This is a genomic window from Desulfosarcina sp., assembly GCF_046496365.1.
Classification (GTDB): Bacteria; Desulfobacterota; Desulfobacteria; order Desulfobacterales; family Desulfosarcinaceae; genus Desulfosarcina.
On record NZ_JAWOHB010000053.1, the window covers coordinates 1 to 12878 of the forward strand.

Sequence of the window (12878 nt, forward strand, 5' to 3'; positions counted from 1 at the left end):
AATGCACCCCCTTCGAGCCCTTCGTGCGCTTCATGGTTAAAAGAAAACATGAAAAGCCACCAATCCCACCACGAAGCACACGAAGGTCACGAAGCAGAACATTTTAAGGCGCAAAGCGCCCCTTCGAGTCCTTCTTGCGCTTCGTGGTAAAAAGAAAAACATGCAATGCTACCAATCCCACCACGAAGGACACGAAGGTCACGAAGAAGAACATGCTAACGCGCAAAGCGCCCTTTTCGAGCCCTTCGTGCTCTTCGTGGTAAAAAGAAAAACATGAAAAAACTACCATCCCACCACGAAGGACACGAAGGTCACGAAGAAGAACATGCTAACGCGCAAAGCGCCCCCTTCGAGTCCTTCTTGATCTTCGTGGTAAAAAGAGGAATTAGTGACATCCACAGGAGAATTAAATGATCATCGTTGACAGCGAATTGAAGAAGAGGCATGCGCAGGGCAATCCCGTCCGTGTGGCCATGATCGGTGCCGGCTTCATGGGACGCGGCATCGCCCTTCAAATGGCCAATTTTGTCAAGGGAATGAAGCTGGTGGCCATTGCCAATCGCCATCTCGACGGCGCCCGACGGGCCTACCGGGAAGCGGGTGTGGAAAATAGCAAGGCCGCGGAGACGGTTGAGCAGCTCGAAGAACTGATTTCAAAGGATATACCCGCCATCACCGAAAATGCGATGGCGGTATGTCAAGCTGACGGTATCGATGCGATCATCGAGGTGACCGGCGCCATCGAATTCAGCACGCACCTGGTGCTCGAAGCCATCAACCACGGAAAACACGTGGTGCTGATGAACGCCGAGCTTGACGGCACCATCGGCCCGATCCTGAAAGTCTATGCGGACAAGGCCGGCGTGGTGATCACCAATGCAGACGGCGACCAGCCGGGCGTCATCATGAACTTATACCGATTCGTCAAATCCATCGGCGTCAAGCCGGTTCTCTGTGGCAACATCAAGGGGCTTCACGACCCATACCGCAACCCCACGACACAGGAGGGGTTTGCCAAGCAGTGGGGGCAGAACCCGGCCATGGTGACCAGCTTTGCCGACGGTACGAAAATCTCCTTCGAGCAGGCCATTGTGGCCAATGCCACCGGCATGAAAGTCGCCAAACGGGGGATGTTCGGCCCGACCGTGGCATCGGGCACACCGATCAAAGAGGTGGCGGCGCTTTACCCGCTGGAAGCAGTGCTGGACGGCCCGGGCATCGTAGACTACGTGGTCGGCGCCGAACCCGGCCCCGGGGTGTTCGTATTGGGCACCCATGACCACCCCCGGCAGCAGCATTATCTCAATCTCTATAAACTGGGGACCGGACCCCTGTACTGCTTTTATACGCCCTATCATCTGTGCCATTTCGAGGCGCCGCTGACCGCCGCCCGAGCCGTTCTATTTAAGGATGCGGCCATTACGCCCTCCTTCGGCCCCTGCGTGGATGTGGTCGCCGCCGCGAAAATCGACCTGAAAGCCGGCCAGGTGCTCGACGGCATGGGGCACTACATGACCTACGGCCTGGCCGAAAATTCGGCAGTGACACAATCCGAGGGTTTGCTGCCCATCGGCCTGGCCGAAGGCTGCCGCCTGCTTCGGGATATTCCCAAGGACCAGGTGCTGACCTACGCGGACATCGAACGTCCCGACGGCCGGCTCTGTGACAAACTGCGGGCTGAGCAGGACAATCATTTTAAATAACTCGAATAAGTTGAAATGGACCTGCTGAAACAGGAGGCCATCGCGTGCGTCGGACTCATACCGGCCGCCGGGCAGGCCAGGCGAGTATCGCCGCTGCCCTGCAGCAAGGAGATTTTTCCGGTCGGTTTCGGCGAAATCAGGCAAAAGGGGCCGCGGCATCCCAAGGTGGCGGCGCACTACCTGTTGGAAAAGATGCAACGGGCGGGTGCGCAGAAAACTTACATCGTTTTATCGAAAGGTAAATGGGACATCCCGGCCTATTTTGGAAGTGGGTCCATGGTCAACATGGCGATCGCCTATCTCATGACCGATCTGCCACATGGTGTTCCTTTTACCCTGGACAGTGCCTTCACCTTTTTACAAAACAAACGGGTTCTTTTCGGCTTTCCCGACATTATTGTCCACCCGGATGACGTATACATCCAACTGTTGGATCGCCTGGCGGCGAGTCAAGCCGATGTGGTTCTGGGCCTTTTTCCGGCAGTTAATCCACAAAAAATGGATATGGTCGAGCTGGCTGCCGATGGGACGATTGCCGGCATCCGGATCAAACCCGTCCAAACGGATCTGAAATGGACCTGGATCATTGCAGCCTGGAATTTCAGTTTCACCCGATTCATGCACCAGTATGTTCAAGATCATCTGGCGGCCATCGCCGCCGACGCGGGTGGATCGGAACAAAAGGATCGCCGGGAAGTTCAGATTGGCGGCGTCATTCAGGCGGCCATCGACTCTGAATTGGAAATTGACTCGGTTCTGTTCCACCGGGGCACGTATATAGATATTGGCACCCCGGAAGATATGGTTACCGCTGTGCAAACCCATGCGTTCAGGGATTAGTTTCCAAATCCCAAGGTTTTGTTTGTTATGTCAGCAAACAAAAGACATATAGAAAAATAATAATGGCCAAAAAACAAATGACAATAAACTATTGACACCTTCGATACTTTCACCATTAAATTTTTTCCATCGGTCCAACAGCAAAGGCAACCCGACGCGGCTCATGGTCTTCGGTGATTCCAATGCCTACCGACCGGGAAATGGCAGAAACTGTTGGCCGGCGATGCTGCAGCGTAACAGCGCCAATACCCTTTGGGTGATCAATGAAAGCTGTGACGGACGGACGACCCAATTTGATGCGGGAGTCTATAATGGGCAAATGGTCATTGAACAGAAAATTAGATCTGCCCAGCCGTTGACAATCGTCGTGATCGCCTTGGGTACCAACGATCTCAAAGTTCAATACGGTCCGCCGGATGGGGTTGCAGTGGTTGAAGGGGTGGAAAAGCTTTTAAACATCCTTACATCCGTTGATGACTGCATCTCCCCTGTTTTGTTAACGCCGCCGCCCCTTGGGGATGTGATCAACGCCGGTCTGGCAGGGGCTCAGGGCAGGCTCCCGACTGTCGTCTCCGGCTACCGTCGATTGGCAGCCAGTCGAAAAATTACACTCATCGACATTTACGCGGCGATTGATGCCGGCAGGGATCTGGAAAACGATGGGGTTCATCTCAATGCTCGGGGCAGAAAGACAGTTGCCGATGCCGTGTGGAACCGCCTTCGGCGCGGACACCACTTCCAGGGGGTCCGCAGGGAGGGTACGGGCAAAAAAACCAGCGCTACTAAACAGGAGCCTCCCTGCGCCCGTTGAGCGAAAAGTTTATTGTCAGAAAAAATATTAGGAAATTGACCTTGAATCTGAAGAAGATCTTGCTTCGGCGAATCAATACCAAAAACTATGTTGCCGCAAAAACAATCAGGAAGACACTTTTTTATTTTTCTAATGCATATGCAGTTAAGACCATGCGTCCACCTTTGCTTATCTATCAAATGGGAAAGGTCGGATCTTCTTCAATATATCGATCTGTCAAAACATGCTGGACCCAATCGCCTGTTTATCATCTGCATGTATTGTCACAGGAAAATTTGCAGGCGCTCGACCGCGTCATTCGCGATGCCTATCCCCAGACCCGCTATATTCCTGAACATCTGATCGCCGGAGAATTCCTGCGGCCTCGTGTTCCCCGTGGGCCGCGCCCATGCAAATGGCCGGTCATCACCCTGGTAAGGGATCCGATCGCCAGGAACGTCTCATCCTTTTTCCAGGATCTGACGACGCGTCACACCCATCTCGACTATGCGGCCTTGCTTGCCGAGGACGATGTCGAAGGGAATGCCCGTCGGCTGATCGATACCTTCCTGATCAGGCACGACCACCAGCGTCCCTTGAAGTGGTTCGACATGGAGTTGAAACGGGTGTTTGATATCGATATTTTTGCCGAACCCTTCGACAAGGAAAAAGGGTTCACCATTTACGGCAATGACCGATGCCGTGTGCTGTTGATCAAACTCGAGGCTCTCGATCGGTGTGCCGCGCCGGCGTTCCAGCAATTCCTGAACACGAATGCGTTTAAATTGCCCAACGAGAATGTCTCGGCCCAAAAAGATTATGGCCGGCTCTACGACGCCGTCAGAAAATCGATCCATTTTCCCGATGATTTCATCGATCGGATGTATACGTCCCGATTGGTGCAGCATCTGTACACCGACGACGAAATCGCCGGCTTCCGGCGCCGGTGGCGCCTGCCCGTCTGAGGGATGCGGATGAACGGGCGGGGCCAACGGCGAACCAACCACAAGGAAATCCAAAGCAATCCTATGACCCATCAGGCATCCTTAAACCCGGAGAGCGGGCAGCGCTTGCAAAAGATCGTGATCAAACCCGCTTCCGGGTGGCAAATTCTGAACCTGCGAGAACTGTTCGAGTACCGGGATCTATTCCTTTCCATGGTTTGGCGGGATATCAAGGTCCTCTATGCGCAAACGATCCTGGGGTTCCTGTGGGCCATCATCCAGCCCCTGGTACAGATCATTTTGTTTACCATCGTTTTCGGACGTGTCGCCAAGGTCCCCACGGAAGGCATCCCTTACGTCCTTTTCGCGACGACGGCCATCATCCCCTGGACTTACATGTCCCAGGCGATGACGCAAGCCAGCCAGAGCCTTGTCGCCGGGGCGGGGATGATCGACAAGATCTACTTTCCACGCTTGATCTTCCCGATGACGCCGGTGCTGGCCCGGCTGATTGACTTTGGGCTCTCGTTTCTCATCATCATCGCCCTGGCGCCCTTTTACGATATCAAGCCCAGCGGGCAGCTGCTGTATTTTCCGCTGTTCTTGCTGGTCATGATCGTCACCGTGGCCGGCATCGGCATGTGGATTTCGGCCCTGGCGATCCGTTTCCGAGACGTGCGCCATGCCATGCCGTTCGTGATCCGCATGCTGATGTTCAGCGCCCCGATTGTTTATTCGTCCGCATCGATCAGTCCCAAGTACCGCTTCATCTACTCGTTCAACCCGATCGTGGCCGTTATCGAGGGCTTCCGCGCGAGCATACTCGGGCTGCCGATTCCATGGCCGTTCATATGGCCGGGCGTCGTGGTCAGCCTTGTTATCCTGCTCAGCGGCGCCTACTACTTCAAACGCATGGAAGGTATCTTTGCTGACGTCATCTAATCAATCGAACGGAATCGACACCCCTGGCCGCGACGACGTGGTCATCGATGTGCAGGATCTCGGCAAACGCTACCGCATCGGTGCCAGGGAAAAAACCGACCGCGACGAGAATTTCGCCTCGGCCTTTTTTCATACCCTGATCAGGCCAATAAAAAATTTTAAGAAATACAGATCGTTATATCGTTTCGACGACGAGGCCGACAAGGACGGCACCATCATCTGGGCGCTGAAAAATATTTCGTTCAAGGTGCGGCGCGGTGATGTGCTGGGGGTGGTGGGACGCAACGGCGCTGGAAAATCGACGCTGCTGAAGATCATGTCCCGCATCACCCTGCCGACCCTGGGACGCGTGGAAATCGAGGGCCGGGTGTCCAGCCTGCTGGAGGTCGGCACCGGTTTTCACCCCGAGCTCACCGGCAGGGAAAACATCTATCTGAACGGTACCATTTTAGGTATGAAGCGAAGGGAGGTCATAGAAAAATTTGACGAAATTGTTGATTTTTCAGGCGTTTCGAAGTTCATCGACACGCCGGTCAAGCGCTATTCCAGCGGCATGAAGGTGCGCCTGGCCTTTTCCGTCGCCGCCCACCTGGAGCCGGAGATCCTGCTGATCGATGAGGTCCTGGCCGTCGGCGATTCGGCGTTCCAGAAAAAATGTCTCGGCAAGATGGAAGACGTCGCCAAACAGGGGCGGACCGTGCTGTTCGTCAGCCACAACATGCCGGCGGTAGCCAACCTGTGCAACCGTGTGGTGCACCTGAAGTCAGACCACATCGTAGAAAACGAAGACCCTCGACAGGGCGTCCTGGACTATCTCAGGGAGATGAACGGCACGGAAGCGGTGGCCAACCTCGAGACCATGGCCCGGGCCAAGGGGATGCAACCGGTCATTCGCAAGGTGGAGTACCTGGACGCCGACGGCAGCGTCACATCATCCGTTCCCACCTGCGGTCACCTGCGCGTCAAAATTCACTATGCCCATGACACCCCCCTCAAAAACCCTTACTTCGGGATTTTCTGCGAAACCCAGATGGGGGTGCGGCTTTTCTGGCTGCAGACCGCACTGCAGAAAGGGCTCCTGCCCGATCTGCCGGCCACCGGTTCCATCGAATGCCACATCCCCCGATTGCCCCTGATTCCCGGTGTCTACTACCTGACCGTCGGCTGCGGCGCCGGCAGACAGCAACTGGATCTGGTTCCCCGGGCCAGCAAGTTGACCGTCCATGAAGCCGATGTGTTCGGCACCGGTCGCCTGCCCAAATCAAGTCAGGGCGTATTTATCGTGGACGCCGATTGGTGTCCACAAGAGGGGTAGAGACACGCCACCCGAACGGATACCGATAGCAATGACAGACTTACCCGTCAGGCCCGGTTATATTTTTGTCGGCGGTGCACCGCGCTCCGGAACGACCCTGCTGCAGAACATGCTGGACTCGCATCCGGATATCATCGGCGGCCCCGAATTCCTGCATTTGCCCGATATCATGCGATTGCGGCGTATGATGCGGCGCACCCTGGGCAACGGGTGGCTCGATGAATACTGTTCCCCGGCAGAGGCGGATGCCCATCTCAGACAGTTGATCGACAACTTTCTGCTGGCCATCGCCGGAAACCGGCCCGCGGCATACATCAGCGAAAAAACCCCGGCCAACATTCAAGTGTTCGCCGATCTTGCCGACTTGTATCCCGACGCCCGGTTCATCCAGATTGTGAGGGATCCTCGGGCGGTGGTGGCGTCCATGCTCAAAGTCGGCCGCAGGGCCCGTCAAAAAGGCATTCAGACCCAGGCCTTCACGCGCAGCCTGGTCGATGCGGTCCACTACGTGTCAGCGTGCTACGCCGACGGGATGACGTTTCAACCCCGCGGCGCATCGACGTTCCTGACGGTCAGCTACGAGGACCTGGTCAGGGACCCGGGCGGGCTGACCCGCCGCATCTGCGCCTTTCTCGACCTGCCGTGGGATCCCAAAATGCTGCGGCCGGATCAGGTCGAACATGCCGGCGAAAAAGCGATTACCAACGACGTCTGGTACAGTCAGGAAGAGTATAAACGCCGACCGACCGACAACGCGGTCGACAAATGGAAAGACAGTCTCAGCTTTGCCCAGCAGGCGATCCTGTATTACTGCTTCAGTGGCAATCAGCCGGTGAGAGCCAATGGGTACCGGCTGGAGAAAGAGTTCTCCTCTTCGCTAACCGGCACGCCCTTCTACTGGGTTGGATGCGTGTTGTATGCCTTTCTCAGGATGAAAACAAAAATTATAAATCAGGTTAAGTCGTTGACCCGCATCCTGGCTATCCATTGAAGTATGCTTATCCGAAAAAATTGCAATTTTTTACCGTCGCTTTCGTTAACCATTGCCGGGGATAAGGCCATGACTGAAATCAAACACCGTGAGAAGCGGATCCTATGGGTCATCAGCGTATTGATTACATTCTTTATTCTGTTGGCCTGCGGGACGGGCAAGGACCAGGACCTGGTCAAAGCGGCCATGAAGGGAAACACGCAGGCGATTGAAAAACTGTTGGCCAAGGGGGCGGATGTCAACGCCACGGATCAAAAGTATCGGTCCACAGCACTCATGTGGGCGGCACACAATGGTCACACGGAGGCGGTGAAGGTGCTGATCCGCAACGGCGCAGCGATTGACGCAAGGCGGGAAAAAGGTGAAACGGCCTTGTGGTTTGCCGCCCAGAAAGGGCAGTTGGACGCCCTGAAGATTCTGGTGGAAAACGGCGCGAAAACAGATATCGCAGGCCGGGACGGCGACAGCGCCATTGCCGTCGCTGAGAAAAACGGCCATGCCCATGTCGTTGACTATCTGAAACAGACCGGTGGGCCGGACCAGGTGCCACGCGATTGAATCATGCATATCGTTTATATATGTTCACCCGATAGAAAACTTGAGCTGTTGACCTCGATCGGCAGTGTGCTTGCTTCGGGAACCGAGTTTGAGCGGATTACTGTCATTTGTGTCGGCGCATCGGGCAGACCCTTTCGGTTCAGGGATCCGCGCATACGCGTGGAGACGATACCCGATATCAGCAAGTACATCTGGATGGAGAACAAAACCCATCTCAGCCGTGTGGACGGCGATCAACTGCTCTTTATCGATACCGACACCCTTGTGTTCAAGCCCCTGCACCTGCTCTTTGCCACGGACGCCGAGGATATCGCCGGCAGAGTCACGACCGCATCGGAGCAGCCGGATTGGCAGCCGGAGGTCTGGAAGCAGTATTTGCGCAAATATGGCGCCGCGTCGTTTTTTCCCTATCTGAACACGGGGCTGCTCTATTTTTCCAGGGGCGCTCACCGACGGATTGCACCCCTGTGGCTCGACATCACGCGAGACCTTTTGGCCAGGCAGTCAAACCCTTTCGGAAACCGCGGCCAGTCCAATCAGCACGCCTTTTCGCTGGCATGCGGGGCGGTGGGGTTGTCCTGTAAACGGCTCTCTGCGAACGAACATGCCTACGGATGGATAGATGAAAACTACTCCGATGCCTATGTATATCACACCGGCAAACACTTCATAAAGCGTGTTCTAAACGCCAATCAGGCGGCGGGCGTTCTGGATAACAACCCAATGGTCAGCAAATACAGGCTCATATTCCATGTGCATATGTAGAATCTGATCAAAGGCGTGCAATTGAAATTTTCACGCCGCCCATGCGTTGCCTCGCGTCCGCCGCTCCCGATGATACATGCCGCGACTGCACCGGACAAATCCTGTCCGGACTCGTGCTGCAAGGTTTTTACTGATTGACCCTGGCACACTGTTTCAACCGAATCGGACAGATGAGAAAATCGTAATGATGTTGAAAAATAGAAAGTTGTTGACGTGGATTGTGTGCTTCCTTTTATTGCTGATCATCGTAACGGCCACAATCATTCTGTTGCTCAGAAGTGAGACCTTCAGCCGTTACCTGGTCTCGCGGTTCACCCGGCTTGAAAACCATTCCCTGACAGTCGGCCAGTTTCAGGGAAGTCTGTTGAGCCGCTTGACACTGAAAACGATCGAATACCGCTACCAAGGGCATCGCATTAGCGTTGAACAGGCCGATATCGATTGGCGCCCCTTTACGCTTTTGAGAGGCAGGCTTCACCTGCAAAACCTTGCCGTACAGGGGGTGAAATACCATTCGGAACATCCGTCCGATAAAATTGTCGACGCGTTGACAAACGGTCTGAAAGGCGTTGCACCCCCCTTTGATGTGATTGTTGATAACGCGGTGTTTCATGAGATTGAATGGCTTGGCGGCGGACACCATCAAAAGATCGAACGGATGGTGCTGAAGTTGAGCACCGAAGGAACAAATCTCTATCTGCATCACCTGGAGCTGGATCAAAAACACTTGCATATCAATCTGCTCGGCCAGGGCGAACTGATTTCACCGTTTCCGTTTCAGACGGAGGTCAGGTGGATGGTCAGACATGCAGGAGATGCGCCCATCAGGGGAAAAGGTGACCTCCGTGGCAATCCCGGAAAAATGAACCTGGCCCTTAAACTTTACGAACCCCTGGTTGCCGGTCTTAACGGCGACCTGACGCTTGGTCGTGTCAATTCCGATGCCTATAAGCTTGTCTTTGACGGCAGCATGAACGGCCGGCATCTGCCGCCAGCTGTGATCCACGCCACCGGCCAGGGGGGCATGCAGGCGTTCAGCATCGATGCGCTGACGGCAACATGCCTGGGGGGAACGATAGCGCTCGGCGGGCATGTGACCCGGCGGTCGGCCATCGAGTGGGACCTCACGATCAGCGGCACGGATATCCATCCCGGCCATCAGTGGCGTTTATGGCCCGGCAAACTGGATCTCGATGCCGGGCTGAAAGGCGCCTTCACCGATGACGGTCCCCGGGTCGAGGTCAGCAATATCAAGGTAAACGGCCAACTCCTGGAGCACCCTTTCAGCGCCTCGGGGAATCTGCGCCTGAACGGAAAAGCGGCTACCCTTGAAAAGCTCAGGCTGGTCTTGGGCGACAATCGGGTTGCGCTCGACGGAATCGTTTCGGAAAAATCGAACCTGCGGGCTGAATTCGATCTGCCCGACCCTTACAGCCTCTGGACGGGCTTTCGCGGCCATGTCAAAGGCAGTGCGATCCTTACAGGTGATTACCGGCGCCCCGCCGCAACGATGGCCATCGATGGTGCCAACATGGCATATGGCGATTATAACCTGCAGCAGGTAGATGCGACTGTTTTTTTCGATGCGGCCAATCCACCCCTGTCCACCGGTGATTTCAGGCTGCACGATTTCAGGGTGGGCAAACACCATTTTCCTGAATTGACGGCAGCCGTGAGCGGCGATTTCCAGGGGCACCGGGCCCGTGTGGATGTCGTGTCCCCTGCAACGACCATCAGCCTGGGTTTAAATGGCAGCTGCATCAAAGACATCTGTGAATTCACAGTCGACACCGCCTCCTTCGATCTCCGGCCTCACGGGGCGTGGCGCCTGCAGGATCCTGCCCGCGTAACGGTCCGGCCCGACGCCATTCAATCGTTCGATGCCTGCTGGGTTAAAGCCAAATCCCGAATCTGTCTGTCCAGCGCGTGGGACGAAGCCGGCGGTTGGACAACGGCCGGAGATACGGATGCACCCGCGCTGCTAACCATGCTGGAGATGCTCGGGGACATTTTTGACAAAAGGCATCTCGGGTGGGAAAAAGAAGCGTTACGCTAACGGCTGTTGCCTGTTCAATGACCCAAATGAGCGGTGGAACCATGACCAAAGAAAATGTCAACGGAAACAAGGGCGTTGACCGGCGTCAGTTCATCATCAAGTCTGCTGTCGGCGTTCTGGGCCTGGGTGCCCTGGCCGGGACCTGCGGCGTTTCAGTTACCGCAGCGCGCAACAAAGGCCCAGGCGGCTTCCCGGGAGCCGGCAGGCCCGCCATTCCGCATTTCAACGATAGTGCGCGGTTTTTCAAACCGCATCAGTATGCCGCAGTCGCCACCCTGGCGGCGCTGATCATTCCCTCCGACGACGAAGCGGGCGCCACCGAAGCGGGCGTCGTCGATTATATCGATCGAATCACGGCGGATTCCAAGGAAAAACAGGCGCGGTACGACCAGGGATTAACCTGGCTGGATGCTTTCTGCAAAAGCAGGTATGGCAGCGAGTTCCTGGACCTGGACCCGGAAATCCAGATGGACCTGCTGCATGCGGCGTTCGACCCGGGCGGGTCAACCAGCTTCATCGAGCGCGCCGCAAGCAAGATCATCCGTATATGGCAAGGATTGACCGGCACACGGATGAATGGGCGGTTTTTAAACGAAGTCCGTGAGGACGTCGTGGATGGTTTCTACAGCAACCCGGTCTCCTGGCAGCACGTCGGCTATTTCGGCCCGCCCCATCCGGTGGGTTATCTGGATTTCGCCGAGCCACCGTCATCCGCCCACTACATTGATTCGGTGCGCATGGTCAACAACACCGCCTGCAACACCTGCCATGAGGTCGGCGAGCACCCGCGCGGCGGCTTCATCGATCATACCTGTACGGCCTGCCATCGGCCGCACGCGCCATGGCCACATGACAGGGACGCATTCTACCTGGAAGATCATATCGGCGTCGTGTTTTCCAATCCGGATCGCAAGAAAAAGGAATCGAAGTGACCGCAAGTCGACAAAAAGCAGATGTCTGCATCATCGGTTCTGGGGCCGGCGGCGGCGTCGTTGCCAAAGAGCTGGCCGAGCAAGGGCTGTCGGTCGTCGTCCTGGAGGCTGGGCGGCGGCTCGATCCGCTGCGGGACTACTCTTCTGCCAGGCAGGACTGGGAGCTGATGGACGGTTACAACAAGGGACTGTTCACCGTCTCGTCCCTGGAGATGCATACCGTCGGTAATCCGGAGGGTGTGCGCTTCAGAAGACCCAATGAGGTCCATGGGCTTGGCGGCGGCACGCTACGGTACCTGGCCTACGCGCCGCGCCTGCGTCCTGACGACTTCAGGGTCTATACCGACGACGGGGTGGCCGCCGATTGGCCGATCACCTATGACGACCTGGTGCCCTATTACCAGCGGGTCGAGGCGGAGCTCGGCGTCTCCGGGTTGGCCGGCGACCCCTGGACGCCCAAGGTGGCGCCTTATCCCAATCCGCCTTTTCCCAATTCCTACGCAAACAAGATCATCGCGCGCGGGTGCACCAAGCTGGGGATCACCGTCTGGCCGACACCCATGGCCAGGCTCTCGCGCTACTTCGACGGCCGGCCGCGGTGCATCCAGTGCGGGCAATGCAGTGTCGGCTGCATGTCGCGCGCCAAGTCGAGCATCGATGTCACCTACATCGCCAAGGCCGAAGCCACCGGCAACGCGGAGATCCGCACCCAATGCGTCGCTGCCGAGATAAAGGTCGATGCCGGCGGCAAGGCCCACAGTGTGGTCTATTTCGACAAGGATGGCGTGGAACACGAGCAGGAGGCCCGGGTGGTGGTTGTTTCCGCCGGCAGCATCCAGTCTCCCCGGTTGCTGCTGAATTCCAGCTCAGCCGCCTTTCCCGACGGGTTGGCCAACCGCAGCGGCACCGTCGGGAAGTATTTCATGCAGCATCTGGGTGTGTATTCCACTGCCCTGTTCCCCGAACGCATAGACTCCTTCCGGGGGTTTTTCGGGGGGGCCACCACTCAGGATTTTGCCCGGACCAACCCTAAGCATCCATT

Annotated in this window: 13 protein-coding genes; 12 read left to right on the plus strand and 1 reads right to left on the minus strand. The window is 56.3% G+C overall.

The annotated features are described in order from the left end of the window. The first annotated feature begins 410 nt into the window (after positions 1-410). The 9 genes from R6V78_RS04230 (at position 411) to R6V78_RS04270 (ending at position 8848) form a co-directional block, all read left to right on the plus strand. Positions 411-1703 carry an NAD(P)H-dependent oxidoreductase gene (locus R6V78_RS04230; protein ID WP_410288086.1) on the plus strand — a complete coding sequence of 431 codons (1293 nt, stop codon included), beginning with the start codon at positions 411-413 and terminating at the stop codon, positions 1701-1703. A gap of 15 nt (positions 1704-1718) precedes the next feature. Further along, positions 1719-2543, plus strand: coding sequence for a sugar phosphate nucleotidyltransferase (locus R6V78_RS04235; RefSeq protein ID WP_410288087.1), 825 nt, complete (start codon positions 1719-1721; stop codon positions 2541-2543). A gap of 163 nt (positions 2544-2706) precedes the next feature. Further along, a complete protein-coding gene (locus tag R6V78_RS04240) occupies positions 2707-3354 on the plus strand; it encodes an SGNH/GDSL hydrolase family protein (RefSeq protein ID WP_410288088.1) in 648 nt (215 codons plus the stop codon). A gap of 275 nt (positions 3355-3629) precedes the next feature. Further along, entirely contained in the window at positions 3630-4298 is a 669-nt protein-coding gene (locus R6V78_RS04245) for a putative capsular polysaccharide synthesis family protein (RefSeq protein ID WP_410288089.1), read from the plus strand. A gap of 105 nt (positions 4299-4403) precedes the next feature. After that, positions 4404-5219 carry an ABC transporter permease gene (locus R6V78_RS04250; protein ID WP_410288090.1) on the plus strand — a complete coding sequence of 272 codons (816 nt, stop codon included), beginning with the start codon at positions 4404-4406 and terminating at the stop codon, positions 5217-5219. Further along, entirely contained in the window at positions 5203-6534 is a 1332-nt protein-coding gene (locus R6V78_RS04255; RefSeq protein WP_410288091.1) for an ABC transporter ATP-binding protein, read from the plus strand. The genes R6V78_RS04250 and R6V78_RS04255 overlap by 17 nt, the downstream gene beginning before the upstream one ends. A gap of 31 nt (positions 6535-6565) precedes the next feature. Then, a complete protein-coding gene (locus R6V78_RS04260) occupies positions 6566-7525 on the plus strand; it encodes a sulfotransferase family protein (protein WP_410288092.1) in 960 nt (319 codons plus the stop codon). 69 nt (positions 7526-7594) lie between these two features. After that, on the plus strand, positions 7595-8083 hold the full coding sequence (locus tag R6V78_RS04265; protein WP_410288093.1) for an ankyrin repeat domain-containing protein: 489 nt from the start codon (positions 7595-7597) through the stop codon (positions 8081-8083). 3 nt (positions 8084-8086) lie between these two features. Continuing rightward, on the plus strand, positions 8087-8848 hold the full coding sequence (locus tag R6V78_RS04270; protein ID WP_410288094.1) for a hypothetical protein: 762 nt from the start codon (positions 8087-8089) through the stop codon (positions 8846-8848). A gap of 232 nt (positions 8849-9080) precedes the next feature. Here the strand turns inward: R6V78_RS04270 and R6V78_RS04275 are convergent, their stop codons facing one another. Next, positions 9081-9581 carry a hypothetical protein gene (locus R6V78_RS04275; protein WP_410288095.1) on the minus strand — a complete coding sequence of 167 codons (501 nt, stop codon included), beginning with the start codon at positions 9579-9581 and terminating at the stop codon, positions 9081-9083. Between the two features lie 63 nt (positions 9582-9644). Between R6V78_RS04275 and R6V78_RS04280 the strand changes: the two genes are divergently transcribed. The 3 genes from R6V78_RS04280 to R6V78_RS04290 all read left to right on the plus strand — a co-directional run. Beyond that, a complete protein-coding gene (locus R6V78_RS04280; protein WP_410288096.1) occupies positions 9645-10904 on the plus strand; it encodes a hypothetical protein in 1260 nt (419 codons plus the stop codon). A 41-nt stretch (positions 10905-10945) separates the two neighbouring features. Further along, entirely contained in the window at positions 10946-11836 is an 891-nt protein-coding gene (locus R6V78_RS04285) for a gluconate 2-dehydrogenase subunit 3 family protein (RefSeq protein ID WP_410288097.1), read from the plus strand. After that, the coding region (locus tag R6V78_RS04290; RefSeq protein ID WP_410288098.1) for a GMC family oxidoreductase N-terminal domain-containing protein at positions 11833-12878 on the plus strand (1046 nt) is incomplete at its 3' end. The genes R6V78_RS04285 and R6V78_RS04290, both read left to right, overlap by 4 nt.